Origin of the sequence: Bacillus taeanensis (assembly GCF_003318295.1) — a bacterium.
Taxonomy (GTDB): Bacteria; Bacillota; Bacilli; order Bacillales; family UBA6769; genus Maribacillus; species Maribacillus taeanensis.
The window spans coordinates 180115-206498 of sequence record NZ_QOCW01000004.1 but is presented as its reverse complement, the minus strand read 5'-3'; the positions used below and the strand labels follow the sequence as shown (position 1 = coordinate 206498).

At 37.5% G+C, this 26384-nt stretch carries 28 protein-coding genes and 3 pseudogenes; 2 read left to right on the top strand and 29 right to left on the bottom strand.

Features of this window, described 5'->3' with window-relative positions; translation table 11 throughout:
* Positions 1-34: 34 nt before the first annotated feature.
* From DS031_RS06290 to DS031_RS06180, 22 genes are all read right to left on the bottom strand, one after another.
* Complete coding sequence (locus DS031_RS06290) at positions 35-859, bottom strand: TlyA family RNA methyltransferase (RefSeq protein WP_113805068.1); 825 nt, start codon at positions 857-859, stop codon at positions 35-37.
* 3 nt (positions 860-862) lie between these two features.
* On the bottom strand, positions 863-2752 hold the full coding sequence (dxs, locus tag DS031_RS06285) for a 1-deoxy-D-xylulose-5-phosphate synthase (protein ID WP_113805067.1): 1890 nt from the start codon (positions 2750-2752) through the stop codon (positions 863-865).
* Positions 2753-2767: 15 nt separating this feature from the next.
* The gene (locus DS031_RS06280; RefSeq protein WP_113805066.1) at positions 2768-3361 is read right to left on the bottom strand and encodes a hypothetical protein; all 594 of its coding nucleotides are present in this window, start codon (positions 3359-3361) and stop codon (positions 2768-2770) included.
* Between the two features lie 685 nt (positions 3362-4046).
* Positions 4047-4940, bottom strand: coding sequence for a polyprenyl synthetase family protein (locus tag DS031_RS06270; protein WP_113805065.1), 894 nt, complete (start codon positions 4938-4940; stop codon positions 4047-4049).
* Between the two features lie 2 nt (positions 4941-4942).
* Positions 4943-5188, bottom strand: a complete 246-nt coding sequence (gene xseB / locus DS031_RS06265; protein ID WP_113805064.1) for an exodeoxyribonuclease VII small subunit — start codon at positions 5186-5188, stop codon at positions 4943-4945.
* Positions 5185-6534 (bottom strand): exodeoxyribonuclease VII large subunit, encoded by a 1350-nt coding sequence (xseA, locus tag DS031_RS06260; RefSeq protein WP_113805063.1) that lies wholly within the window; start codon positions 6532-6534, stop codon positions 5185-5187. The genes xseB and xseA overlap by 4 nt, the downstream gene beginning before the upstream one ends.
* Before the next feature lie 34 nt (positions 6535-6568).
* Positions 6569-6955 (bottom strand): transcription antitermination factor NusB, encoded by a 387-nt coding sequence (nusB, locus tag DS031_RS06255; RefSeq protein WP_113805062.1) that lies wholly within the window; start codon positions 6953-6955, stop codon positions 6569-6571.
* Between the two features lie 170 nt (positions 6956-7125).
* The gene (locus tag DS031_RS06250) at positions 7126-7530 is read right to left on the bottom strand and encodes an Asp23/Gls24 family envelope stress response protein (protein WP_113805107.1); all 405 of its coding nucleotides are present in this window, start codon (positions 7528-7530) and stop codon (positions 7126-7128) included.
* A gap of 102 nt (positions 7531-7632) precedes the next feature.
* A complete protein-coding gene (gene accC / locus DS031_RS06245; RefSeq protein ID WP_113805061.1) occupies positions 7633-8982 on the bottom strand; it encodes an acetyl-CoA carboxylase biotin carboxylase subunit in 1350 nt (449 codons plus the stop codon).
* Positions 8983-8992: 10 nt separating this feature from the next.
* The gene (accB, locus tag DS031_RS06240; protein ID WP_113805060.1) at positions 8993-9472 is read right to left on the bottom strand and encodes an acetyl-CoA carboxylase biotin carboxyl carrier protein; all 480 of its coding nucleotides are present in this window, start codon (positions 9470-9472) and stop codon (positions 8993-8995) included.
* Positions 9473-9696: 224 nt separating this feature from the next.
* A complete protein-coding gene (locus DS031_RS06235) occupies positions 9697-10278 on the bottom strand; it encodes a SpoIIIAH-like family protein (protein ID WP_113805106.1) in 582 nt (193 codons plus the stop codon).
* Between the two features lie 5 nt (positions 10279-10283).
* The gene (gene spoIIIAG / locus DS031_RS06230) at positions 10284-10922 is read right to left on the bottom strand and encodes a stage III sporulation protein AG (RefSeq protein ID WP_113805059.1); all 639 of its coding nucleotides are present in this window, start codon (positions 10920-10922) and stop codon (positions 10284-10286) included.
* A 2-nt stretch (positions 10923-10924) separates the two neighbouring features.
* A complete protein-coding gene (gene spoIIIAF / locus DS031_RS06225) occupies positions 10925-11572 on the bottom strand; it encodes a stage III sporulation protein AF (RefSeq protein WP_113805058.1) in 648 nt (215 codons plus the stop codon).
* A gap of 15 nt (positions 11573-11587) precedes the next feature.
* A complete protein-coding gene (gene spoIIIAE, locus DS031_RS06220; RefSeq protein ID WP_425451931.1) occupies positions 11588-12820 on the bottom strand; it encodes a stage III sporulation protein AE in 1233 nt (410 codons plus the stop codon).
* A gap of 14 nt (positions 12821-12834) precedes the next feature.
* A complete protein-coding gene (gene spoIIIAD, locus DS031_RS06215; protein WP_245947238.1) occupies positions 12835-13224 on the bottom strand; it encodes a stage III sporulation protein AD in 390 nt (129 codons plus the stop codon).
* Between the two features lie 15 nt (positions 13225-13239).
* Positions 13240-13446 (bottom strand): stage III sporulation protein AC, encoded by a 207-nt coding sequence (gene spoIIIAC, locus DS031_RS06210; protein ID WP_113805056.1) that lies wholly within the window; start codon positions 13444-13446, stop codon positions 13240-13242.
* 20 nt (positions 13447-13466) lie between these two features.
* Positions 13467-13979: a stage III sporulation protein SpoIIIAB gene (gene spoIIIAB / locus DS031_RS06205; RefSeq protein WP_181833040.1), complete on the bottom strand. Its 513-nt coding sequence runs from the start codon at positions 13977-13979 to the stop codon at positions 13467-13469.
* Entirely contained in the window at positions 13976-14920 is a 945-nt protein-coding gene (gene spoIIIAA / locus DS031_RS06200; protein ID WP_113805054.1) for a stage III sporulation protein AA, read from the bottom strand. The genes spoIIIAB and spoIIIAA overlap by 4 nt, the downstream gene beginning before the upstream one ends.
* A gap of 83 nt (positions 14921-15003) precedes the next feature.
* Positions 15004-15285, bottom strand: a complete 282-nt coding sequence (locus DS031_RS06195) for a YqhV family protein (RefSeq protein WP_113805053.1) — start codon at positions 15283-15285, stop codon at positions 15004-15006.
* 140 nt (positions 15286-15425) lie between these two features.
* The gene (gene efp / locus DS031_RS06190; protein ID WP_113805052.1) at positions 15426-15983 is read right to left on the bottom strand and encodes an elongation factor P; all 558 of its coding nucleotides are present in this window, start codon (positions 15981-15983) and stop codon (positions 15426-15428) included.
* Between the two features lie 23 nt (positions 15984-16006).
* Positions 16007-17068 (bottom strand): M24 family metallopeptidase, encoded by a 1062-nt coding sequence (locus tag DS031_RS06185; RefSeq protein WP_113805051.1) that lies wholly within the window; start codon positions 17066-17068, stop codon positions 16007-16009.
* 252 nt (positions 17069-17320) lie between these two features.
* Positions 17321-17866: a YqhR family membrane protein gene (locus DS031_RS06180; RefSeq protein WP_113805050.1), complete on the bottom strand. Its 546-nt coding sequence runs from the start codon at positions 17864-17866 to the stop codon at positions 17321-17323.
* 222 nt (positions 17867-18088) lie between these two features.
* Here DS031_RS06180 and DS031_RS06175 point away from each other — a divergent pair, with 222 nt between their 5' ends.
* Positions 18089-19036 carry a DUF1385 domain-containing protein gene (locus tag DS031_RS06175; RefSeq protein WP_113805049.1) on the top strand — a complete coding sequence of 316 codons (948 nt, stop codon included), beginning with the start codon at positions 18089-18091 and terminating at the stop codon, positions 19034-19036.
* 37 nt (positions 19037-19073) lie between these two features.
* Positions 19074-19472 (top strand): SA1362 family protein, encoded by a 399-nt coding sequence (locus DS031_RS06170; RefSeq protein ID WP_113805048.1) that lies wholly within the window; start codon positions 19074-19076, stop codon positions 19470-19472.
* Positions 19473-19483: 11 nt separating this feature from the next.
* Here DS031_RS06170 and DS031_RS06165 read toward each other — a convergent pair whose 3' ends face one another.
* The 7 genes and pseudogenes from DS031_RS06165 to DS031_RS06130 all read right to left on the bottom strand — a co-directional run.
* Entirely contained in the window at positions 19484-20374 is an 891-nt protein-coding gene (locus DS031_RS06165) for a patatin-like phospholipase family protein (RefSeq protein WP_113805047.1), read from the bottom strand.
* 155 nt (positions 20375-20529) lie between these two features.
* Positions 20530-20967, bottom strand: a complete 438-nt coding sequence (gene mntR / locus DS031_RS06160) for a transcriptional regulator MntR (protein WP_113805046.1) — start codon at positions 20965-20967, stop codon at positions 20530-20532.
* Positions 20968-21065: 98 nt separating this feature from the next.
* Positions 21066-22091, bottom strand: a complete 1026-nt coding sequence (splB, locus tag DS031_RS06155; protein WP_113805045.1) for a spore photoproduct lyase — start codon at positions 22089-22091, stop codon at positions 21066-21068.
* A gap of 96 nt (positions 22092-22187) precedes the next feature.
* Positions 22188-22793: pseudogene (locus tag DS031_RS06150) on the bottom strand (vitamin B12-dependent ribonucleotide reductase); the annotation flags it as partial.
* Between the two features lie 88 nt (positions 22794-22881).
* The gene (locus tag DS031_RS24065) at positions 22882-23406 is read right to left on the bottom strand and encodes an HNH endonuclease (protein ID WP_245947235.1); all 525 of its coding nucleotides are present in this window, start codon (positions 23404-23406) and stop codon (positions 22882-22884) included.
* Between the two features lie 564 nt (positions 23407-23970).
* A pseudogene (locus DS031_RS06135) lies at positions 23971-24486 on the bottom strand (vitamin B12-dependent ribonucleotide reductase); the annotation flags it as partial.
* Positions 24487-24760: 274 nt separating this feature from the next.
* Positions 24761-26200: pseudogene (locus DS031_RS06130) on the bottom strand (vitamin B12-dependent ribonucleotide reductase); the annotation flags it as partial.
* Positions 26201-26384 lie beyond the last annotated feature (184 nt).

Sequence of the window (26384 nt, the reverse complement as noted above, 5' to 3'; positions counted from 1 at the left end):
TTATGTAAACTTACAAAACAGATCAAAAAGGAAATTACCCTTTTTTGATCTGTTTTAAGCTGTTATGAGCGATTTCAACAACTTCCTCTGTTGACTGATTAAACAAGTTTAGCGGCTGTTCCTCTGACTGTAAATGCATTAAAAATTCAATATTACCATCTCCACCTGTTATCGGAGAATGAGACAAGTTTTTTATCGTATATCCCGACTCTATTGTAAAAGCCATTATCTCATCAAGGACACGTTTATGAATTTTAGGGTCACGCACAATACCTTTCTTTCCCACATCTTCTCTTCCTGCTTCAAATTGAGGCTTTACAAGTGCTACCACTTGTCCATTTGGAATAAGAATTTGTTTTAGGACAGGTAAGATAATTTTTAATGAAATAAATGAAACATCAACAGAAGCAAAAGATGGCAATCCTTCATAAAAATCTGCAGGTTCGCAATATCGAAAGTTAGTCCGTTCCATTACAACAACACGATCATCCTGTCTTAATTTCCAAGCCAGCTGATTATAACCTACATCTACAGCATAAACTTTAGAGGCTCCATTTTGAAGCATGCAGTCTGTAAAACCTCCTGTAGACGATCCAATATCAATTGCGATCACATCGTTTAATTCTAACTTAAAGACTTCAATTGCTTTTTCTAATTTTAATCCGCCTCTTCCGACATAACGTAAAGCAGAGCCTTTGACTTCAATTATTGCCGCTGTATCAATTTTTGTTCCTGCTTTATCCACGCGTTCTTCATCTGCAAAAACAAGACCTGCCATAATCGCTCGCTTTGCTTTTTCACGTGTCTCAAACAATCCTTTTTCCACTAATAAAACATCTAATCTTTCTTTTTTTGCCATTTACTATGCCCTCTGCTGCTTTTTAGGTAAAATTGTTCGAACACGTTCTATAATTGACGGAACTGTTAAGCCAATTTCTTCAAGAAGATGCTTTACACTTCCATGTTCAATGAAACGATCTGGAATGCCCATCCGCTCCACAATAAGTTGTTGGTTGTTATCACTTAACAGTTCTAATACAGCGCTTCCGAAGCCGCCCTGCAGTGCTGCTTCTTCAATTGTAATAAGCGGCATATTCTGTTCGGCTAATGAAATTAACATTTCTTCATCTAATGGTTTTATGCTTCTCGCATTAATAACCTTAACAGAAATCCCTTCTTTTTTAAGTCTTTCTGCTGCTTCAAGCGCTTTTTGCAAAATTGGACCAAACGATAATATTGCCAAATCTGATCCCTCACGCTCGACTTCCCATTTACCAATCGGAATTTCTTTTAACTGTTCATCCATTTTAATTCCAAGTCCATTTCCTCTAGGGAAACGTACAGCGATTGGTCCGCCTTCATATTTTCCAGCTGTATAAACCATATGCTGCAGTTCGTTTTCATCTTTTGGCATTAAAATGGTTATATTAGGAACATGGCGCATAAAGGCGATATCAAAAACACCTTGATGTGTTTCTCCATCTGCTCCAACAAGCCCAGCACGGTCGACAGCAAAAAACACATTTAAATTTTGTCTGCACACATCATGAACGAGCTGGTCATATCCTCTTTGGAAAAACGTTGAATAAATAGATAAAACAGGTTTCATTTCTTGAGCTGCAAGTCCTCCAGCCATTGTAACAGCATGCTGTTCCGCGATGCCAACATCAAATAAACGATCCGGGAACTCCTCGCCGAATTTTTCCAGTTTTGAACCAACCGTCATCGCCGGAGTAATCACAACAAGGCGCTCATCTTCACGTGCCATCGTTCGTAATGTTTCGCTTACTACTTTACTATAACCTGGAGGAGCACTTGCTGGTTTAACGACTTCTCCCGATTCAATTTTATAAGGTCCTAATCCATGCCAAGTACCGACAGCATCTGATTCTGCCGGTTTATACCCTTTACCCTTTTTGGTAATTGTATGAATTAACACCGGACCTTTAGTCTTTTTTGCATAGCGAAAATTTTCAAATAAATCTTCAAAGCTATGTCCATCCACAGGCCCTAAATAAGTAAAACCTAATTCTTCAAAAAATACGCCTGAGACAAGCAAATATTTTAAGCTGTCTTTTACTCGTTCTGCCGTTGACGCTAATTTCCCACCAAACGCCGGAATTTTTTTAATTAAGTAATCCAACTCTTCTTTGGCCTTATGATATTTTCCAGCAGTACGAAGGCGACCTAATATATTGTGAAGTGCTCCTACATTTGGAGCAATTGACATTTCATTATCATTTAGAATAACGATTAAATCAGTATGTTCATGCCCAATATGATTCAATGCTTCTAAAGCCATTCCTCCGGTTAGGGCTCCATCACCAATCACTGCTACAACTTTTTCATCTGTTCCTTTTAAGTCACGCGCTTTTGCCATTCCCATTGCAGCAGATAATGAAGTTGAACTATGTCCTGTTTCCCATACATCATGTTCGCTTTCATTCCGCTTTGGAAATCCACATAATCCTTTGTACTGACGAAGCGAATTAAATTGATTTGCGCGACCTGTTAAGATTTTATGCACATATGCCTGATGCCCAACATCCCAAATAAATTTATCTTTAGGACTGTTAAACTCTTTATGAAGCGCAAGCGTCAGCTCTACTACTCCTAAGTTTGGACCTAAATGCCCACCCGTTTCTGACAATTTTTCAATTAAAAATGAACGAACATCACATGCAAACTGTTCTAATTGTTCATTTGAATATTGTTTTAAAAAACGAGGATCTTTGATCGATTCCAGATCCATTAAAATTCCTCACTTTCATTTCGATTTCCGTTTTTTACTAATTGCGGTTAAATTTATTTTTAATTTCCCCTCAATTGTATAAAGTAATCGTCCAACTTGCAAAACAATATTTGTGGCATAATGAATTGCAAATGTTTTACAAAACGCTTTACCTCCCACAGTCATTGAAGCAACAACGCTGGTGAAAACAACCGTTACAACATAATGAAATGCTGAGCTGTCACTATGACCAAGCTGCAAAGTTAATTGAATAACAACAGCAGCCGCTGCCGTCCCACTAATAATACCAGAAATATCACCAAATACATCCTGGCAAAAGCTTGCGACTCGATCGGCATTTCGTGAAATAAAAATAGCTTGTTTTGCTCCTGGCACTTTTTTAGATGCCATGGCGTGTAGAGGTACTTCATTGGCTGCAGTGGCAGCTACACCTATAATATCAAATAATATACCAGTTAGAACAATAAGAAATACAATGAGCATTCCAACAGCCCACGTTACGCCATTTAAAAGCGCAGTGGATACAACTGAAAAAACTGCCGCTAACACAAGCGTGATAACGGCAATTCCAAGACTCCAATTTATTGTTTTTGATAGTGAATCTTTCATATATTCTCCTCAAACGAGTAAGTAGTAGCGTTATGTATAAAGAGGAGTGGTCATTTAAAGAGTAAAAACTGCGGCTTAGGTCCAGTAGGTTTTCCCAAAGGACTACCGAAGCGTTGCCGCTTTGGCGGTTTCCCTTTAAAGCCCTCTTAGCGCTGTCGCCAAACGCTAGACTGGATTGCCACTTAGTCCGCACTATAATCCCCTTTAAATGTCTATTGAACAGTCTAGGAGTTTTCCTCAACAACCCTGTACCATTTCCTAGCCTCTTTTGCAGAGCAGATTTCATATGAACTCCGCAAATCATCCTCCGGCCAAGAGAACATTTGCGTTGACGTACATAATCCCCTCTACTCCACTCAAGGCAGGCTACGCTGCTGCAAGCAATAATGCTTACAAAACAGGTTCATACCCCATCTCATAATGCAGTCTTGTGAACATACACTACAAAAATGGGCCTCCGCGGAAGCAGGGTCAACGCCCACATGCCATTGTGGATCGCCCTGCGACCTTAACTCCCAGCATCGACCCAAGGCTGGGCTCCTCAAGCCGACACAAGGAACTTCATCGATGTGCCCTTTAGCGGATTTTTAGGCCCGCCTTCAGAAATGGGAGGTCGACTAGAATACTGCACCACTCCATTCATACTGTGCATTATAGCATATATTGACTTTTTTCTCAATTTCAATTAGTGATTACGAGTAACCATGTAGTTTGTAATCTCTTCTAATCTTGTTGTATCAATACCTGTTTTAAGAAGTGCTTCCTTTGCCGCTGCAATATGATAATTTAATTTCTTTTTCGCGCCATCTAACGTTAATAATTTAGGATAAGTGCTTTTTTGATTGTTTTCATCACTGCCAACAGGCTTACCAATAACAGCCTCATCCCCTTCAATATCAAGAATATCATCTTGAATTTGAAAAGCTAAACCTAAATGATCGGCAAACACTTCCAAGTGCTGAAGCTGTTCTTTAGTCGCTTGTGCTAAAACAGCACCAGCAATAACAGAATAACGAATCATGTTTCCAGTTTTATGTTGATGAATATACTCAAGTTCCTGAAGCTGGAGATTTTTTTCTTCCCCTTCCATATCAGCCACTTGTCCGCCAACCATTCCCTCAGCTCCCGCTGCATCAGAGAGACCCTTAATCAGTTCTACTTTCATCTCGCTTGTTACGAATGGATGATTTATATTGGCGATAATTCCAAAGCTATTTGTTAAGAGGGCATCCCCTGCAAGCACTGCCATAGCCTCCCCAAACATTTTATGGTTGGTAGGTTTTCCTCTTCTTAAATCATCATCATCCATACAAGGCAGATCATCATGAATTAACGAATATGTATGAACCATCTCAACCGCACAAGCAACAGGGAGCCCTGCCTCATCATCCTTCCTAAACGCTTGCATTGCAGCAAGAAGCAAAATAGGACGAAGCCTTTTACCACCCGCATAAACGGAATAGAGCATCGCCTCTTTTAGTGAAGTTGGAGCCTTCATTTTCTCAATATAAAGAGGAAGCTGCTTGTCGATGACCTCTTTTTTTTCTTTTAAAAATATTTCTAATGATTGGACTGACATTTTTATTCAGCCTCCTCAATTGAAAACATTTTTTCTTCCCCATTTTCATCAATCATACGATCTATTTTCCCCTCAATGGTCTTTAACTTTTCATGACATTGTTTTGACAACAACATGCCATCTTGAAAAAGATTAATTGCTTCTTCAAGCGGAACATTCCCAGACTCAAGACGATCTACTATTTCTTCAAGCTTTTCCATTGCTTCTTCAAACGTAACTTGCTTTTCTTTATTTTGTTCTTCAGTCAACTTTTTTCACCTTCCTCAATTCCCCATACTTGACAATCTAATTGACCATCTTTTAAACGAACTTGAATTGTATCTCCCGGCTGTACATCTTGAATCGTTTTAACTAATTTATCTTCTTTTAAAGCTAAACTATATCCACGATCCATGATTCTTAAAGGACTAAGAGCATTTAATTTAGCGAGAGCTTGCTGAAATGTCATTTGTTTTTCTTTTAATATACCCGCCATTTCACGCTGAAGACGTTTCTCGATTTGCCGTCGTGCCGTATTTAATTCTTGAATGCGTGCAGCAGGATGATTACGCTGCAGCCGTCTATGAAGCTGCTCCCATTTCTCTTCTTTAGTAATAATAGCTCGTTTATTTTCGCGAATAAGGCGATCCAAAAGCCCATCAAGCTCCTGCTCTTTTTGACGAATTAACTGCATAGGATAACGAAATGCATATGATTTTTGAATCGCTGTCAACCGATCGCGCTGACTCACTGCTTTTTCCTTTATCGCTCTAGACAGCCTTGTTTTTCTTTGAAGCAGCCTATCGCTTATTTCATCAATATGCGGAACAGCTAATTCTGCAGCTCCTGTTGGTGTCGGCGCTCGAACATCTGCTGCAAAGTCTGCAATTGTAAAATCAGTTTCATGGCCAACAGCAGAAATAATAGGAATATTGGAGTTGAATATACTTCTTGCGACACGCTCTTCATTAAAAGGCCAAAGATCTTCAATTGATCCTCCGCCTCTTCCTACAATTAATACATCACACTGATTAAATTTATTTGCTCTATTAACCGCCTGAACAATTGAATCTGCTGCTGCTTCTCCCTGCACCAGAGCAGGATAAAGGGTAATTCTAGCAATTGGGAAACGGCGCTTTATTGTTGTAAAGATATCCCTGATTGCTGCGCCAGTAGGAGAGGTAATCACACCAATTTCCTGAGCATACCTTGGCAGCGGCTTTTTATATTCATTTAAAAACAAACCTTCTTCTTCAAGACGTTTCTTTAGCTCTTCAAACGCTAAATATAAGTTCCCAATTCCATCTGGCTGCATTTCTTTTATATAAAGCTGATATTGGCCATATGGTTCGTACACAGACACTTCTCCACGCACAAGAACTTTCATCCCATTTTCCGGCGTAAACCCTAAAGAACGGTTATGCCCTGCAAACATTACTGACTGAATCCTTGAATTTTCATCTTTTAACGTTAAATACATATGTCCGCGGCTGTGCTGTTTAAAATTAGAAATTTCGCCGCGCAGCCATACATCAACAAGCTGTTCATCTAACTCAAACTTCCGCTTAATATAACGAGTTAATCCTGTAATCGTTAAATAGCGATCTTGCGTCATTATACAACCCCATTTACCCCTTTTTTATTTCGTTTCACATCTTTTTTATAATTTTTGATAAAACACCATTTATAAAGCGGCTTGATTCTTCTCCACTAAACACTTTTGCTAGTTCAATCGCTTCATTCATACTTACATTAACCGGAATATCTTTTTCAAACATCATTTCATGAACAGCTAACCGTAAAATCGCTCGATCTACATTCGCAACTCGATTTAATGTCCACTTTTCTAAATGGTCTTTCAATATATTATCAATTTCTTCTAAGTGATCGGTTGTGCCATAAACAAGCTGAACAAGAAAAGAATCTCTTTCTTCTCCTTCTAATACATTTTCAATGGCTTCATCACGGTCCGTACTGCTCATATCAATTTGGAAAAGCGATTGAACCGCTTTTTCTCGTGCTATTCTTCGTTTCAAGGTTCCTAGCTCCTTTTTCTATCTTAATACTTGGATGAAATACTACTCTAGATGATAGCATATTCATTCAATATAAAACAGTAAGTTTATAAAACATCTGCTTCATTTCAATCATTGACGATCATTAAATAATTTAGACAAGCAAAAGATCAAAGGGAAACCCTTTGATCCTACAATTCTTCTATTTTTTCTGTTTCTTCTTTTTGCTCAAATTGAATACCGACAACATGAATGTTTATCGCATTCACTTCTAGAGCCGTCATATTTTGAAGTGCCTCACGAATATTGTCCTGTATTTGACGCCCTACATCAGGAATTGAATAGTTATACGTTACGACTACAAATACATCAAGAACAATTCCATTTTCGCTAAGATCTACCTTTACACCTTTACCATGTGCTTTCTTTCCAAAGCGTTCTACTACACCGGAAGCAAAATTGCCCCTCATTGCCGCCACACCTTCTACTTCGTTTGCAGCAATACCGGCGATTACTTCGATCACTTCAGGAGAGATCTCAATTTTCCCCAAATCCGTATCATGCTCTTCCATGCCTAACATTCTATTTTCGTTCATAACATCACCTCCATAAAATAATAAACCCATCATGAAGACATCTTAAAAATAATTATCGAAACAGCTTCTTAAGATTTATTTTACACATTTACAACCTTTTTTCTATTCAGTAAGATCATAAATTTCAAGAAACTTTGTATTAAAATCACCTTCCACAAACTTTTCATGATTTAATAGTTTTAGATGGAAAGGAATTGTAGTTTTAACACCCTCAATAACAAACTCACTTAGAGCACGCTTCATCCGAGCAATTGCTTCTTCACGTGTGGGGCCGTATGTAATTAATTTTGCAACCATTGAATCATAAAACGGCGGAATTTCATATCCTGGATATACGGCAGAATCAACACGGACTCCTAAACCTCCAGGCGGCAAGTACATATGTACTTTACCTGGGGATGGCATAAATTTCTTATTTGGATCTTCTGCATTAATTCGGCATTCGATCGCCCACCCATTAAATACTACTTCTTCCTGTGAAACCGATAATGTTTCGTCAGCCGCGACACGAATTTGTTCTTTAATTAAATCTACACCTGTCACCATCTCTGTAACCGGATGTTCTACTTGAATACGTGTGTTCATTTCCATGAAGTAAAAATTCCCGTTTGCATCAAAGATAAACTCAACAGTTCCAGCCCCAGAGTAGTTAACTGCTTGCGCTGCTTTTACAGCCGCTTCTCCCATTTCAGCACGCTTTTCTGAATCTAAAGCTGGTGAAGGTGTTTCCTCAACCAACTTTTGCAGGCGCCGCTGAATCGAACAATCACGTTCACCTAGATGAATAACATTCCCATGATTATCTGCTAGGACTTGAATTTCAACATGGCGAAAATCTTCAATAAACTTTTCAATATAAACACCTGGGTTACCAAAAGCTGTTGCAGCTTCCTGCTGTGTAATATTAATACCCGAAATTAAATCTTTCTCGTTTCGAGCAACTCGAATTCCTTTACCACCGCCTCCAGCAGTTGCCTTAATAATAACAGGATAACCAATTTCACTTGCAAGCTCAAGCGCTTCTTCCTTGCTCTCAATAATGCCATCTGATCCCGGCACAATCGGAACACCTGCCTCTTTCATCGTTGCTCTTGCTACATCTTTTATACCCATTTTATTGATGGCTTCTGCGCTTGGTCCGATAAACTTAATATTGCATTCTGCACAAATTTCTGCAAAATCAGCGTTTTCAGCTAAAAACCCATATCCTGGATGAATAGCATCTGTTCCAGTTAATGTAGCAACACTCATAATATTAGTTAAGTTTAAATAGCTATCTTTAGAAGCAGTTGGTCCTACACAATACGCTTCATCAGCTAACCTAACGTGAAGCGCGTTTTTATCCGCTTCTGAATATACTGCAACGGTTTCAATACCGAGCTCCCGACACGCACGAATAATCCGAACGGCAATTTCGCCACGGTTTGCAATTAATACTTTTTTTATGTTCATACTACCGCCCCTATTCTGGCTTCACTAAAAATAATGGTTGGCCGTATTCTACAAGTTGTCCATTATCAACAAGAACTTCCACAATTTCACCTTTTACTTCTGCTTCAATTTCATTGAAAAGCTTCATTGCTTCGACAATACAAACAACTGTATTTTCTTTTACTTTATCACCTGGCTGGACGTATAGTGGATCCTCAGGAGATGGTGAAGCATAAAATGTTCCAACCATTGGTGAAACAATCTTTTTATAATTCTCTTCACTTTTAGGCGCTGCCTGTTCTGATACTTGCTGCGGAGCCTTCTCTTCTGTTACAATTTCTGGCTTTTGTGCTGAAACTTGAACAGGTGCTTCCACTACTTGCTGCGGCTGCACAGCTGCATTATTTTTCTTTAGTGAAATAACATTACCTTCATGTTCATACGTAAACTCATCGATCGAAGATTTATCAATTAATTTAATTAGTTCACGTATTTCTTGGATTTTTAACATTGATGCTGCACTCCTTTATTTGTTACCACTTTTAATTATTACGTGTTTAATAAATGCTATGTATGCACTCATTATAGCATATCCCTTACATTTACATCCTTAAACATTCATTGTTCGCAATAACAGAAATAGTTTATCACAGGTCAACCGTTCTGAGTAGGCTGTTTCCAGCAAATTCTTTCATGAAAAAAGCTAAAGGGAGCTTACCCCTTTAGCTTTTTTTGTTAATTTGCTATTTGAAACTTTACACTAATATTCTTTTCCCCTAGGTAATCACGCGCTGTTTGCATAATAGTGTTTGCTTCTTTATTTGATGATTTTTCTGCTTTTACGATAATTTGTACTTGGTCATCTATTGTATTAATTAACACGTCACTATAACCGCCTTCTGTTCGTAAAACGGTTTCTAATAGAGACTCTTTTTGTTCTAACTCATTTAATGCAACCATCTTCGTGTGGGCTTCATTTTTCACTTCAGCAGAAACATCCGAAGCAATTACCTCATCAAGGTTTTCTTTCAGCTCAGCACGCTGCTCCTCAAGCTGCATACGAAGCGCTGTAAATAACTCATCACTCGCTACACTTGATACGACTGTTTGACTTTCACCTGCTGATGTTTCTGCATTTTCCACATTTTCCATTTGATTCACAGCATTTGTCTCGTCTTTCTCTTTTTGAGCATCTTGATCTTCAACATATGCCAAATCATCCATAGCCGATTGTTCAGGAGAGGTAATATAATAGACCGATAACACAATAATTAAACTTAACATTGTCAGCAACCATACTGTTTGTTTTTTTAACACCAACCTTATTCCTCCTTTATCTTCTTCGGTAATACAGAAAGACGGTGACTCGGAACATCTAATACTCTCGTTACCGCTTCAACAATTTGCTGCTTTACTTTCATATTTTCAGCGCCTGTTGCTGTGATTACTACTCCTCTTACTTTTGGCTTTTCTGTTGCCACAACGACTGGAACTTCTTTCTCCCCATCATTTATAATGACCACTTGTTCATCTTTACCTTTATTATTTATTGTTCGTTTGCCGCCTTCTTTATCCGTTTCTGTTGTTTCCTGATTTTGTTCATTATAATTTTTTTCATATATTTTCTGTTCTGTTGCATCCAAATTAATCATGACAGATACATTTGATACTCCTACTATTTCTTCTAATATTTCTCGTAATTGATTTTCATAATAATTCTCGTACTCAATCATTGTAGAAGGTTCGGAAGCTTTTTTTGCAAATGCTTGCTGTGTTTGAGGAGCTTCTGCTTTCATTGCAGGAATGTCCTCTACCTGCGGTGATGAAAAACCATTGCCAAACATCATAAAAACAACCCCAATACCAAGTGCTAAAACAAGATATGAATAGGAAAATTTCTTTTTCTTCTCTTTATTTGTAAACAACTCTGTCAATAACGCTTTGATTTCATCTTTTTTCACGACTACTCCCTTTGCCCCCCTTCTACAGTAAGTACAATACGTTCAGGCGCTATTTCCCAGTTTTCAGCTAAAAACAATTGAATATCTTCCATGTATCCATCAGAATATTTACTGCTAGAAGACTGCATGTTTGAATTGATTGTAACTTCAATTGGTTTCACTGCCTCAATTGCTTCATCAGATTCCTCAGATTGGAGATTTTCAGATGACAACCTTACCTGAACTTCCTGAATATTTTCATGAGCATTCTCCCCTTCTTCAAAAGTTTCCATTAAGGTGACAGCTATGTTTTCAATTTGCAAATCATATTTTTCATTCATCTCCTCTTCAACTCTTTGACTCATTTGGACAGCCATTTGTTCTAAAATATATGCACGTTGGGAGGCTTGTATTTCATTTTTCTTATTTTTTATTTCATTTTGAAATGTTTTTTCTGTTAGCGAAGGACTTAACTCAAGCGTGGCGACTGCTGTATCAAAATCTTCTGTAAAAATCTTTAATAACGGCGTCATAATGACCAATATAAGCAATAAACCGACTACCATTTTGACATAGGAATGAAGGGCTGATTTTGGTACTAATAGTTCAAGAACAGCAGCCATTAAAATGAGTAAGATGATATTAGAAACCCAACTCGTAAGGATGCTCATTACTCATCACTTCCTCTACCTCATCATCATCGATAGATTACCAGCTGCAATCATAATTGTTACAGCAAGAAAAAACATAAGCGAAATGGTCGCAAGTGCAGCAAATATAAAGATGACGCTTTTACCAATAATACTTAAGCACGCAATAATAGGTCCTCCCCCCAACGGCTGAAGCACAGCCCCGGCAATATTATAGATCATCGCAAGAGCTAATACCTTTAAAGCTGGAAATGCAGCAAGAATAATTAAAAGCGTAACACCAGCAATCCCCACCATATTTTTAAGCAGTACAGACGCACTCATGACAGTGTCAGTAGCATCAGTAAACATTCGACCAATTACAGGCACAAAATTTCCTGTAATAAATTTTGCCGTACGAATGGTAATGCCATCCGCTACTGCAGTTGACGCCCCCTGTACTGAGATTACACCGAGAAAGATTGTAAAAAAGAGCCCTAATGATCCAATGCTAATATTCCGCAATAAATTTGCAAGCTGCGTTACTTTATAGTGATCTGTTAATGTACTGACAATACTTAGTAGCGCTGAAAGAAACAGAAGAGGAAGCACAAAATTTTGAATAAAAATGCCGCTTGTATGCACTAAAAAAACAATTATCGGATGAAAAAAAGCCACACTGGTCACACTTCCAATTGAAGCCATCAATGCCAGAAGCATAGGCATAAGCGCAATCATAAAACCAGTCATATTTTCAATCGCTTGTTCTGTATAGGAAATTGCAACATGAAAACTATTTAATGCTAAAATAATTAACACCATATAGATAATCGCATAGGCAACCTTACTAACCGCATTAAACTCAAATGCATTTTGAATTGTCTGCAGCAGCACGGCAAACACAACAAGGAAAATTAATGAGCCAAGAAGTTTACCATGGACAAGTAATTCATGCAAAAAAAACTTTACGCCTCCAACGGTCCATTCTTTAAATGAAAAATTCTTTTCCCCCTTCACAAATTCAATAAACGTCCCCTTTTGACTTTCAGGTAAGAATCCTCCATACTCTGTAATCACGGTTGTCCAATATTCCTTTAAATCCTCAATACCAAGCTTGTCTAACTGTTCTTCAATTAATGTTTCCTGCTCTATTTCAACATTCTTTGGCACAGCTTGGGCCGCTGCCTCTCCCCCTTGGCTTGTACAAAATAGAAAGATTATAAACAAGAAGATTACTATCTTATCATTACAAATGAAGGACAAAAGCTTTTTATCATGTCGGACTCGCACTACTTTCCCTCCCCTCATGTAGGTAAAAGGCGAAGAACTGTTTCAATAATAAGTTTTAATATCGGGATAGCCATTGTAAGAATAATTAATTTTCCTGCAAGCTCAATTTTTGAGGCAATGGCTCCTTGCCCAGCATCCTTTGCGATTTGAGCACCAAATTCAGCAATATAGGCAATCCCAATAATTTTTAAAATGGTTTCCACATAGACCAGTTTGATATTAGCATTCGCTGCAAGTTCTTCAAGCAAGTTAAAAATTACCTGAATTTGATCAATTAAAAAAAGAAAAATAATGGCACCGACTGCCACCGTTACAAATAAAGCAAAGACAGGCTTTTGCTCTTTTAATACTAAAATTAAAAAGGTTGCAATAAGCCCAATCCCTACAATTTGGATAATCCCAATGGCCTTCACCCCCTTTTATCCTTGAAAGAGAAAGACACCTTTAATTTTCTGAAATAAGTCATCAATTAATGTAATGACCATATAAAGAACAACAATAAATCCAATTAATGTAACCCATTGTGCATACTCTTCTTTTCCCATCTGCTTTAAAACGGTATGAATCATGGCTACAACAATACCAATCCCTGCGATTTGAAAGATAAGACTTACATCATGATTCATATTGTGCCTCCCCTTATTAGTCAAATAAATAAAATAACGATTAATAATCCTGCTAAAAAACCTAAACTTTTTACCATTTTTTCATAGCGAACTTGTTCATCTTTCGCTTCTGCTTCTTCACGCTCCAAATGGGCAATTGTGAGTCGAATTTGCTTTTGTTGATGGTCGCGATCATGTCTGCCAAGCGTTGCCCCAAACTGCTTCATCACTTCAAACTCCCCTTGCCTTAAAGATGATAAACGCCATACTTCTTCTAATGATTGGTTCCATGCTTCTGGGACGCTTTTTTCCCCTTCATTTAGCCTCTTAGCAAATGTTTCAAAAAACCATGTTAACGGTTTCGGAAGCTGTCCTGCAAGATGCATGCATGCTTCGTTTAAAGGGGTAAGCCCATATACAATTTCTGCTTCTAATGATTGCAGCGCTGTCTTTAGCTGGCGCAGCTGCCTCGGTCTTTCACTTAACCGTTTAGCCGCTTCAAATCCTGCCCATGTTGTTGCCATTACAATTAATAGAGCGCCAAGCACTTTCATAATACTGTCATCCTTTTTAGTTCTGTAACATCTTTGCCGCTGCTGCTGCGAATGCGCTTAATGATCCCAGGGGTTTTCTCTCGTGTTAACTCTATAATTCGTTCAAACAAGGTATGTTCGAGTAAAGGACGAATTGTTGGGCGTTTATATAAATCTTCTAACGAATTGCCATGAACAGTCATAATCATTTTAATGCCTGCATTCATTGCTTCAAGAATGGCTTCACTATCTTCTTGTCTTCCAATTTCATCGACAATCAAGACATCTGGACTCATGGAACGAATCATCATCATCATACCCTCTGCTTTCGGACACGCATCAAGCACATCAACTCGATGGCCAAGATCGTGCTGTGGAACACCTTTCACGGCAGCCGCAATTTCACTTCTTTCGTCTACAATGCCAACTTTTAATGAGGAAATGTTGTTTTTGACATCTCCACTGCTTATAATGCGTGCAAGATCACGAAGAAAAGTTGTTTTTCCTGTTTGCGGCGGTCCAACAATAAGCGTATTCATCCATTCCTTTCCATAAAGAAACGGCACATATGGAACTGCTGCACCAATTTTTTGTCTTGCGATTCGAATATTATAAGAGCCTATTTCCTTAATGGCCTTAACATGTCCCTTTTCTGTAATAACTTTTCCAGCTAGTCCAACTCGATGACCGCCTCGAATGGTAATATAACCTCTTTTCACTTCTTCTTCTAAAGCATATAAAGAATAATGACTCAGTTTATTCAGCAAATGAACAGCATCCTCCATTGAAACGATGTGCATCTTGTCATTTTTTTTAGGATAAATTGGACAACCAGAAATAATAACTTCAAGCGGGCGGTTAATGCGAATTCTTATCTCTTCAATACTATTTCTTTGCAAAGGAGGATACGATTCTAGAAGCGCTTGTATTGGTTTAGGTAAAACATGCAGGACATCCTCCATATTTTCTTCCTCCATTCCCCTGTTCTAATTAATTTAAATGTATGCATAGCTTGTTTTGTTATGACTTGTATATTTTGAACACTTCATTTCAAAATTCCAATAATAATAAAAAACACCCCAATTCCAATAAGAATGAGTTTTCCATATGAAAGAGTTGCCGAAATACTAACCAATCCAATCGTTGTGGTGACAATAAAAATAATTGGACCGACAACAGCTAACATGGAATTAATAATAAGCGCCTTTTTTCCATCATTGAAATAAAGCATTAAAACAGCTGCTGTACATTCAATGGCCGCTGAGATAAAACGTAAAATCGCCATACTTAATACACTTGTATCAAATTGATTACGAAAAGGGTTCATCATGTTCCACCTCCAATACTCGATTGGACCCAAAAATGAAGTTTGTACAACTTATGTTGAGAAGGATTATTTCAGAAGAAGTTTTATCGGAGAAATGCACAATAAAAAAAGCACTGCTATAAAAGCAGCGCTAAAGAGGATTAGGCACGTGAAACATATTCACCTTTTGAAGTATCAACAACTAAAACATCCCCTTCATTTACAAAGAACGGTACGTTTACCACAAGACCTGTTTCCAATGTTGCTGGCTTTGTCCCACCGCTTGCTGTATCACCTTTAATACCAGGATCTGTTTGAGTAACTGCTAATTCAACTGTATTCGGAAGTTCTACCCCAATTGTTTCTCCTTGATACATACGAAGTTGTACTTCCATGTTTTCTTTTAAAAACTTTAATTCATTTTCAAGCTGTGCTTCTGGAAGCTCTGTTTGTTCATATGACTCTAAATCCATGAATGTATGCATATCACCGCTTGCATAAAGATACTGCATACGACGTGTTTCAATATGTGCTTTTCCTACTTTTTCACCAGCACGGAATGTTTTTTCTTGAATTGCACCAGTACGAAGGTTACGAAGTTTAGAACGTACAAATGCTGCACCTTTACCTGGTTTTACATGTTGAAATTCCACTACTTGCCAAATACTGTTATCTACTTCAATTGTTAAACCTGTTTTAAATTCGTTTACTGAAATCATTTCATGTTCCTCCTAAATGGATATTACAAAAGTATTAAGTCTTTTGTTGAATGCGTAAATGATTCATTTCCGCTGTCTGTAATGAGAAGATCATCCTCAATACGCACACCGCCTAATCCTGATATATAAATCCCCGGTTCAACCGTTACAACCATTCCAGGCTTTAATATTGTATCTGATTTCGCTGATAATCCTGGACCTTCATGAACTTCTAAACCGATACCATGACCAGTCGAATGACCAAAATATTCCCCATAACCTTTTTCACTAATATAATCTCTTGTAATCGCATCAGCTTCTCGGCCGGATATTCCTTTTTTAATTTGGCTCATTCCGCGAAGTTGTGCTTCTAATACAATTTCGTATATTTCTTTTAGTTTTTCTGGTGGTTCCCCAATCGAAATCGTACGGGTTATATCAGAACAATATCCCTTATAATAAGCACCAAAATCGAGTGTAATAAACTCTCCCTTTTCAATTACTTTTTCAGTAGCTACCCCATGCGGTAATGCAGAGCGCAGCCCAGAAGCAACAATAATATCAAAAGAAGAAGAGACAGCACCGTTTTTTCTCATGAAAAATTCTAGTTCGTTTGAAACCTCTAATTCTGTAAGACCTGGACGAATATATGTTAGAATATGTTTAAAGGCGGCATCAGCAATGTTAGCTGCTTCCTTTAATATCTTAATCTCTGACTCATCCTTAATCAAGCGTAACTTTTCAATTAAGCCTGTCACTGGGACAAAGTGACTCGTTACTTTTTGTTGATAGCCATGAAAAACACTGTATGTAAGATAATCCTGTTCAAATCCAAGCTTTTTAATATTCATTTTTTCAGCTTGCTTTGCAACTTCATCAATAATTGCTCCTTTATGCTGAACAATTTCATAACCTTCTGCCTGTTCATTAGCTTGGTCAACATAGCGAAAATCTGTAATTAATTTTGCCTCTTTACTAGAAATTAACACAACACCAGCTGTCCCTGTAAAGTTTGTCATATAGCGGCGGTTGCTTTTACTCGTAATTAACATTCCATCAATTTCATAAGAACTAAATTGTTCTCTTAAGCGTTCAATTCTACTCATTTTTCTCGCCTCCTAACTTTTCTTTACACATCCATGTATTGCTAATTATTACCTATAAAAATTCAAACAAACAGTCTTACTATCGTTCAGGCATACGATCAACACAGTTCTATACAGCTTCTGTTTATGTATAGTGGAAATCGGCTCATTAATAATAGGGAAATCCACACTAGCAATTGTCTCTCCAATCGCATAACTATAATAAATAAGACACAAAAATATAGAATGTTCATTGAACATTCTATCATAGGCTTAATTATTTGAATAGTTTGCGCCTTTACTATTATCAGGCTGATCACCTTGTTGATCTTGATTTTGGTTTTGATTTTCATGATAATCAAAAGAAATCGAATATCCGACAAAAAGACCGTATAAAATATAAATACAGAGTGTTGTAGTAATAGTATTCCAACCCATCTCTTTTATCGGTTCCAAATTAGGAAAGATTGGTCTTAACACATAAAACACGAGAAACCAAAGAAGCACACCAAATATAATTGGAGCCCAGATTCCTTTTAATTTCGCAAGAACGGCTTTGTAAAGAAGAGCTGCAATAACTGAAAGAAAAGCAATAACAACAATGCCGATTAATTGTCCCAATGTTTTAGTTTTCCATTCTCCTAATGCCCATGGGGATAAAACAAGCGCTGGACCAACTTTTGAAAAATTAAGTATATAAGCAATATAACCAATTAAACTCCAAAGCAACCCTCCAAAAAAGCCGATTACAGCTGCTTTTGCCCAAAAAGACATTGGCTGCTCTTGTTGATTTTGTTCCAATTTTTGCTCTTGTGCCATCTCCATCACCTCAATTTGTAGTATGCACGTCTTTTTTAAATTTATTTAATCTAGAACAGAGATTTTATTTCTACTAATCGAGATGTGTAAAATGAATAAAAAATGGGAAATATAATTATAAATCTGTCATCAACCTAAAGGTTTCTGCCCATTCCTTGTAGAATAATACTAATAATCATAATTTGACACACCTGAGCAAAGAGATAGGTTGGTGAAAAGACAGTGTCTAATGAAAAACGCCCCGCATACGGCGGTCAAGCCGTCATTGAAGGTGTTATGTTTGGCGGAAAGCATACTTATGTAACAGCAGTTCGTCGAAAAGATCGCTCAATTGAATATTTTGAAGTTAAAAAGAAGTCAAATCCAGTATTACAAAAACTTAAAAAAATTCCTTTTTTACGCGGAATTGTTGCCATAATAGAAGCAAGCGCAAACGGAACGAAGCATTTAAACTTCTCTTCTGAACGTTATGATGTAGATCCAGCTGATGATGAAAAAGTATTAAAAGAACAAGAAACTTCTAAACTTACTCTGCTGCTGGGCGCCGCAACGGTAGGTGTTTTATCTTTTTTATTTGGCAAATTTATTTTTACGATACTTCCAGCCATTGCAGCAGACTTTATGCGTCCAATATTTCCGGGCCATATTGCACAAAATTTAGTGGAAGGTTTCATTAAACTCCTTTTACTTCTTTGCTATATTTACTTTATTTCACTGACTCCCCTAATTAAACGAGTCTTCCAATATCATGGAGCAGAACATAAAGTAATTAATGCCTATGAACAAGGTTTGCTGCTTACAATAAAAAATGTTCAAAATAGTTCTCGTTTACATTACAGGTGTGGAAGCAGTTTTATCTTATTTACTGTAATCATCGGTGTGTTTGTTTATCTGCTTGTCCCTTCTGATCCATTATGGCAAAGACTTCTGTATCGTGTATTTTTAATTCCTGTTGTGCTTGGTATTTCATATGAAGTTCTTCAGGTTACAAACAAACTTCGGGAAGTTCCTGTTTTAAAAATACTAGGTTATCCGGGCTTATGGCTGCAGTTATTAACAACAAAAGAACCAGATGATAGTCAAGTAGATGTTGCCATTCAGTCTTTTAATGAAATGTTAAAGCGTGACCATGATTATGAACAAGAAGCCACCGAGCCAAGTATTGTTTAATTTCTTGTTTACTTGAACCTTTAAGGAGGTGAGTTTATTGCCAAACCGTTTCTCGCAACCGATTGTTTTCTTGGTGATTGGATTGGCAATTGTTGGATTAGGAGCAACCTTAATAACAGACCCTCTTCAAATTGTAAAAATGCTATTCTTTGCTGCTATTGGTGTTGCCGTTATTTTATTTCTATATAAGTGGCTCATAGCCCCAAGAATGGGAAGAACTGATTCTGCTTACCAGCGTGCTGCTAAGCAATCAAAAAAACGTTATAAAGAAAAAAAGCAAACAATCCGGCAGACGCGCTCTAAGCCATCCCATTTAAAAGTAGTAAAATCAAAAGATCAGCTTTTAAGAAGTAAAGCATTAAAAAGAAAAAAAGAGCACAATTTTAAAGTCATTGAAGGAAAAAAAGGCAAAAAGAAAAACCGCGCACTTTTCTAAGGCGTGGTTTTTTAATGCATCCACCTTTCTTTGAAAAATTTTTCAGCTCTTAACTTCCCAATATTAATCAACATATCTATACTGTTTTTATTAATTTCAAAACTTGTCGTCATCACTTTTTCAATTGGAATAAATATAATGCTTTTTGCATCATGCTTGGAAATATAACGAGCATCATGGGCTTCTCTCATCGTCGCAAAAAGAGCATAATATAAATCAAATGCATTTTTAATTTTTCGCGCTTGAATTTTATGCTGCTTTGAACTTAGCTGAAGACCAATAATCGGCCTTTTGCTAGGACTATTTTTCCTCTGAAAAACCCATAAAGGAAAATTGCTTAAAATGCCTCCATCAACAATTAAACTTTTTTGTGCTTTTTTATTGTATAACGGCACGGGCTCAAAAAAGTATGGTAACCCACTGCTCATCCTTACCGCTGTAGCGACAGAAAACGTCCCAGGATTTACTCCATAATTCTGTAAATCATCTGGTAACACAATTAATCTCCCTGTTGTAATATCAGAGGCAATGATTTTTAAAGAGCCCGCCGGTAAATCTTGAAACGTATAAATCCCTTTTTTCTTCAAAAGTGTTTCGAGCCATTCTTCAAGACGATCTCCTTTATACATACCAAGCTTCCAATATAACCGAAGCCATTTAATAAAAGGAAAAGGAATAATCGATTTTGGTTCATCTAAAAATTCTGTTAAGTTTGTTTGAAATAAAATTTTCTTTAATTCACTGCTCGTATATCCAGCCATTAATAATGAACCTACAATAGCACCCCCACTCGTTCCGGCAGCTCGCTTAAATGTAATGCCCTGCTTTTCAACAACCTCAAGCGCCCCAATTAAGGCAATTGCCTTTACGCCACCTCCGGAAAAAACACCGTCTACAAGCATTGCTTTTTCCTCCTAAACGGTTACTATCGTTTTTCATTCGTATTTCTATCATAAGAAACCACCTTACAAATTAGACCTTTATTTTTAAAAATTGCTCATTATAATTATGTATTGGTGAACAGCAGGAAAATATAAAAAATGAACAATCATATCGACTATGACTGTTCATTTTCACTTTCATTTTTTTGTTGAATTTGTCTTAATTCGTTAATGCGATTTTTATCTTCTTCAAAGAACTGGCACAAATCGCCAATTCGATCAATGGCATTCCAACTTAAGTGGTGCTCAATTCCTTCAACATCTACATAAATGTTTTCTTTATCCACACCAATAACATTTAGAAATTGTTCAAGAAGTTCATGACGATAAACAAGACGTTTTCCTAATTTATTTCCTTTTGGAGTTAAAGTAAATCCACGATATTTTTCATATACAAGATATTTATCTTTATCAAGCTTCTGTACCATTTTCGTTACAGAGGAGGGATGAACTTCCAGCGCTTCTGCAATATCTGATACTCTTGCATAGCCTTTATCTTCAATTAATAAGTATATGCGTTCAATATAATCCTCCATACTTGGAGTTGTTGCCATTCAAATCCCTCCAAATCTTTTTATCCCACAAAAGTCAATCATTAAAATGATACAATAGATAGAAGGCTGTGGCAAGAGAAATACTGTATATAGCGCTTTTACGTAAAATATTCAATTTTTGCTTCTGGAAAGAACTGCTCGATATAACACTCCATTGTTTCTTTTAATTCTGTCGCTTCGTCTTTTGGATACACATATTTTCCAATACCATATCTTCCCCATTTGTATTTCCTATTTTCTTCATTCATTTCAAGCTTAGACTTAGGATAACGCTGTTCAATGACCCGTTTAGCCGGCTTTGTAAAGCGATGTTGAATGAGCTCAAATGTAATGCTGTCATGATATTTACTCGGCAGTTCCTTACTAATCATGTTAAACATTTCAAGATAGCCCTCTTTCCAATTTTCATGGCGATAAAGCGGGGCCAGTACAAACCCTAATGGATATCCTGCTTCCGCTACCTTTACCGCTGCTTTTATTCTGTCATCAAGCGGTGAAGTGCCGGGTTCAAAATGCTTTGTTACATAATGAGAATTCATGCTAAAACGAAAGCGTGTTTTTCCTTGATGATCGGCATTAAGAAGATGATCAACATGCTCATATTTTGTCGTAAAGCGTAAGCGTCCATATTCCGATTGACCGATAAATTCAATCGCCTTTTTTAAGGAATGTGTTAAATAGTCAATGCCAACAATATCAGACGTACATGAAGCCTCAAACCGCGTAATTTCAGGCTTTCGTTCTTCCATATATTTCTCAGCTTGTGCAAAGATTTCATCAAGATTAACATATGTGCGAATATATGGCTTGCTGCCTAATGTTGTTTGTAAATAACAGTAATGACAGTGGCCCATACATCCTGTCGCAAGCGGAATGGCATATTCTGCTGATGGTTTGGATGTATCAAATTTTAATGTCTTTCGAATGCCGATTACGAGCGTTGATTTTGCATTTCGATATTTTTGTAAATCATTCTCACCAGGGATGTTGCGTACTTGGTTATGAGAAGTCGTTTCACGGATTTCAAGCCCCATTTTTTCAAATTTTGCTTTTAATTCTCGACCTAATGGATATTCTAATGCTCTTGGCTCAACGTAAACAAGCTGCGGCACAAATGCTTTCATGTTTTCACCTCCATCACATTTAGAATGCGCAAAATGAAGGGATAAAAAAAGAGACAGAACGTGTCAGTTCTATCCCTTTTTAGCTATTTTATGAAATTAAAGACCGCATTTCAGCTGTGCATTGCAGTTTGTACACGTATTGCAGCCGCCGATTTCTTCGACTGTTCCTTTGCGGCAAACAGGACAAACATTGCCAACTTCAGAGCCGATTGTAACATTTGTATCTTTAAGCGGAGCAATTGTATCAACAAGTTCAACATGTGTTTCATGTTTTGGTTTTACAGCTGCTTCTGTTTCTTCAAAGCTGTTTTCTTCAGCTGTTAATGTTAATACCTGCGCATCACGGCTTCCGTCCACATAAACCGTACCACCTTTTGCGCCGCCTTTATATAAACGCTCGTATACGCCCTGTACCTGCTCAACAGCATAGCCTTTTGGCGCGTTTACTGTTTTACTAATCGAGCTGTCTACCCAGCGCTGAATAACGCATTGTGTATCCGCATGTGCTTCAGGCGATAAATCCATTGCAGATACAAACCACTCAGGAAGGTTGTCTGCAGAGGCGTCAGGATTTTGCTGTAAATATTCTTCTACAATTGGCGCATTTACTTCAATAAATTTACCCAATCGCCCGCTGCGGTAATATTTAAACGCGAAATAAGGCTCAAGTCCTGTAGAAACTCCGACCATTGTTCCTGTACTCATTTTTGTTACTCTTTACATTTGTAAAGGGTGGGGTTATTAGTACCCACTCCATATATCGCTATATGGATCAGACTATATCATCAACCTATTTATTCATTTTTGAATGCCTTTTGCGGTGGCAAGGATATTCACATAATGCAACTAAATTAGAAAGCTGATTTGCTTTCTCCCAGTTACCATTAAAGTTCCTAAATGGAATAATATGATGAACCGATAATTCTTGGCCAAATTCTTCTTCTGTTATTCCACAATCTTGACATGTGAAATAATCTCTTTCTCTTGCTTTTCTTCTCTGACTTCTCCAATTTGGTCCATAATAATCAATATCTCCACCAGCCCAAGTTCCACTATTTTCTCCTGAAAACATTTTAGATTGTTCATAAAAAATTCCCATACAATCTACAGAACAAAAGTTAAATTTTTTTATTTCTGAAGGCTTTTTTTCAAATTCGCTTTGACAATTGTTACAAGATACTACTTTACGCTTCTTATATTGAACCTTACTACGAATTCCATTAGCCTTTCCTAAACACTCTTTTGAACAATATTTAGCTGTATGCTCTCTAAACTTTACAACTTGAAAATTTGTTTTACAAACCTCACAGCACAATGTAACTTACTTTTTCAAGTGGCTGATTAATTTGTTCACCATTCTTCCTTAAATAGAGCTTTCTGCAGTCCCTATTACAAAAGTTATTACTTTGAATAGCAGAAGGTTTCCTAAAAAATTTTTTATTGCAATAAGAGCACACAACTTCTTTCTGTTTACTTAACTTTTCCCATGCTTCAGGAGGGTGTTCTCGTTGATATTTTGTTTTACAGTCACGAGAACAGTATTTTTTCCTTTTATAATGGCTTGGCTTCACTTTAATAACTTTACCGCAATTAAGACATTCTTTTTCCAAACCAATCCACTTCCTTCTTAATTTTGGTATATATCACCAGTATACCTCGAAATAAAGAAGGTAGCAAACGTTTGTTCTTAATTCTTTTATAGGTTGCTCGGCATGTAGTCGTTGAGGGGTCAGCCACGACTTCCCTGCGGATTGTCCGCACCTTTCGATTTTTACCTTATAACGTGCTGGCAAGGCACAAGTACGAAAGGATCCTCGGAGTTTCCCGCATATAGCCAAGTTTACGCTGCAGTCTTACGAATGCAGGGGGCAATTTGTTTACCCGTAGGAGCAACAGTCAGTAAATGTGAATTACGAATACCGTATTTTAAAATACCTTCACGAATATCTGCTGGCATTTCTTTCATATATCCTGTATTTACAAATGCTTCTCTTAGTTTTTCTGTTTCTTCGTCTGTTTTTCCAACTAAGAATGGGAAGCTTCCTTTTTCTTTTGCAAGTTCAATTGATGTACGATAGGCAGTTTCAGCAATTGTCTCAAAGATTTGATCTACAAGCTGATTTCCTTGTTCAGAGCCATACACTGTTTCACAGTAAATGAGTAAGTCATGAAGCCCCATTACGCCTAAGCCAACACGGCGCTCGCCAAGGGCTTGTTTTTTGTTGTCTTCTAAGAAATACGGTGTTGCATCAATCACGTTATCCTGCATGCGTACACCGATTTCAACCGTACGCTTCAGCTTGTTAAAATTGACCGTTTTAGTTTGCTTATCAGCCATTTCCGCTAAATTTACAGCAGCTAAGTTACAAACTGAATAAGGTGCGAGAGGTTGTTCCAAATTTGTTATCGTAGGGCTTTTTATCCACTACTTCTTACAGTTCATCTTCCTGCAAGTTCAGCATATCTTTTCATTACTTTTTCGTAATGCTGCGGCCTCGTGGATGGATTATATTCTCATCAAATGAGGTTCACCACCTATGCGTTGCCCCTGACTAAACTTTTACATTCAGCCTTCGGTTCGGATTCCCAGATAAATCAATTGACTTACCATTTCTCAGGGTTCCCGCTTCATTCCGCAGTTTTTAACGTGAGGCAAACTAAGCTGCTCTACCACACGGATTTGTTGCAACAACTTTATGACCATATGCAGTCGCATTTGTTTTATCGTTCGCATTGTCGATAAAGAAAATGCCCGGCTCCGCTGAATACGTTGCGCAGATATTAATTAAATTCCAAAGCTCACGCGCTTTAATTTTACGATACGTGCGAACGCCAAAGCCTTTTGCTTTCCATTCACGAACATCGCCGTATTCATGCCAATTTTCGTTGTAAGCTGTCATTTCTTCTTTTGTATAGTTTTCAACGTCAGGGAAGCGCAGTTCATATTCTCCGTCATTTTCAACAGCGTCCATAAATTCTTTTGTTAAACAAACAGAAATGTTCGCACCTGTTAAAAATTCTGATTTGTGCACAGAATAGTTACCGCCTGCTGCAAGCTTCTCTTCTGCATCTTTAAAGATTTTTTCACTAAAGCCGCCGTAGCCAGGAATGTTTTTATAATTTAAAATCCCTTGATACATCGCTGTTTCCGATTCAGTAAGCGGCGTAAACTTCAGCTTTTCACTTGCAAGCTGTTTAATTTGTTCATCGTTTGTATTTTCAATTAAGAAGCGTAAAATTCTTGGGTTTTGCATTTTTGAGATAATGAATTCAATAATATCAGGGTGCCAATCTGCGAGCATTATCATTTGTGCTCCACGTCTTGAGCCACCTTGTTCCACAAGATGAGTAAGTTTTGCAATGTCATCTAACCATGAAACAGAGCCTGATGATTTTCCGTTTACACCGCGTGCTAATGTGTTGCGCGGGCGAAGCGTTGATCCGTTTGTACCAACACCACCACCGCGGCTCATAATTTCCATCACCTGTTTACGGTGATCAGAAATGCCTTCGCGTGAATCTTTAACAAACGGCATGACATAGCAGTTAAAGTACGTTACATCTGTATCTGCACCAGCTCCGTAAAGAACGCGTCCTGCAGGTACGAAATTTAGGGATGATAGTTCTTCATAAAACTGCTCGAATGATTCTTGACGCTTTTCTTCTGTTTCTTCAACAGCTGCTAAGCCTGACGCGTTTCTCTTTGCGATTTGCTCGTAATAAATTTCAAGCGGTTTATCAATTGAATCAAGAGAGCGTGTTACAATTCCTGTTTCAGCTTCTTCAGGCTTTTCTAAGTTGTGCTTGTACTCTTCTTCCACTAAAATTTTCACTTTATTTTCTTCTGCGATAATCTCGGTAATAAATCCAAGTCCGCGTGCCGGGAAGTTTGGATCTTCTTTTACTGTTAGAACGACAAAATCGCCTGTTTTTAATGTTTTCTTTTCCGTGTCTTTAAAAGCATAGCGATCGAGCATAACAAGGCGTGATACCCCTTTATGAGCGATCTTCATGTCTTCTGTAATGGAATGGACTTGAGGGAATTTTTCAATGTCTTTATTCAACTGCTCAATATTAATTTTACTTTTCCCCACCAATGTTGCCGCCATTTCATCTCCTCCTATATAAAGAATGGCATTTTCTGCTATTCTTGTTGTATGTAGCGCTAGGACTTATAATATCACAGCGCACACTAAAACATCAATACGAAAATATCAATATATAGTGTCCGCTTTTTATAATCATACACTATATATTGTGTTTTAATCTAGCGAAATTTAAATTTGTCAAATT

Coding starts and splice junctions, on each gene's coding strand:
- accC (WP_113805061.1), bottom strand. CDS start 8,982: ATGAACATAAAAAAAGTATTAATTGCAAACCGTGGCGAAATTGCCGTT.
- DS031_RS06250 (WP_113805107.1), bottom strand. CDS start 7,530: ATGAACGAAAATAGAATGTTAGGCATGGAAGAGCATGATACGGATTTG.
- spoIIIAA (WP_113805054.1), bottom strand. CDS start 14,920: ATGGAGGATGTCCTGCATGTTTTACCTAAACCAATACAAGCGCTTCTA.
- DS031_RS06185 (WP_113805051.1), bottom strand. CDS start 17,068: ATGAGTAGAATTGAACGCTTAAGAGAACAATTTAGTTCTTATGAAATT.
- spoIIIAB (WP_181833040.1), bottom strand. CDS start 13,979: ATGAAAGTGCTTGGCGCTCTATTAATTGTAATGGCAACAACATGGGCA.
- DS031_RS06280 (WP_113805066.1), bottom strand. CDS start 3,361: ATGAAAGATTCACTATCAAAAACAATAAATTGGAGTCTTGGAATTGCC.
- xseA (WP_113805063.1), bottom strand. CDS start 6,534: ATGACGCAAGATCGCTATTTAACGATTACAGGATTAACTCGTTATATT.
- DS031_RS06290 (WP_113805068.1), bottom strand. CDS start 859: ATGGCAAAAAAAGAAAGATTAGATGTTTTATTAGTGGAAAAAGGATTG.
- DS031_RS06180 (WP_113805050.1), bottom strand. CDS start 17,866: ATGGCACAAGAGCAAAAATTGGAACAAAATCAACAAGAGCAGCCAATG.
- mntR (WP_113805046.1), bottom strand. CDS start 20,967: ATGGCAACAACTCCAAGTATGGAGGATTATATTGAACGCATATACTTA.
- spoIIIAC (WP_113805056.1), bottom strand. CDS start 13,446: ATGAATCATGATGTAAGTCTTATCTTTCAAATCGCAGGGATTGGTATT.
- accB (WP_113805060.1), bottom strand. CDS start 9,472: ATGTTAAAAATCCAAGAAATACGTGAACTAATTAAATTAATTGATAAA.
- dxs (WP_113805067.1), bottom strand. CDS start 2,752: ATGGATCTGGAATCGATCAAAGATCCTCGTTTTTTAAAACAATATTCA.
- efp (WP_113805052.1), bottom strand. CDS start 15,983: ATGATTTCAGTAAACGAATTTAAAACAGGTTTAACAATTGAAGTAGAT.
- DS031_RS06270 (WP_113805065.1), bottom strand. CDS start 4,940: ATGTCAGTCCAATCATTAGAAATATTTTTAAAAGAAAAAAAAGAGGTC.
- spoIIIAF (WP_113805058.1), bottom strand. CDS start 11,572: ATGAGCATCCTTACGAGTTGGGTTTCTAATATCATCTTACTCATTTTA.
- splB (WP_113805045.1), bottom strand. CDS start 22,091: ATGAAAGCATTTGTGCCGCAGCTTGTTTACGTTGAGCCAAGAGCATTA.
- DS031_RS06165 (WP_113805047.1), bottom strand. CDS start 20,374: ATGCTTGTAGACGGTGTTTTTTCCGGAGGTGGCGTAAAGGCAATTGCC.
- DS031_RS06195 (WP_113805053.1), bottom strand. CDS start 15,285: ATGAACCCTTTTCGTAATCAATTTGATACAAGTGTATTAAGTATGGCG.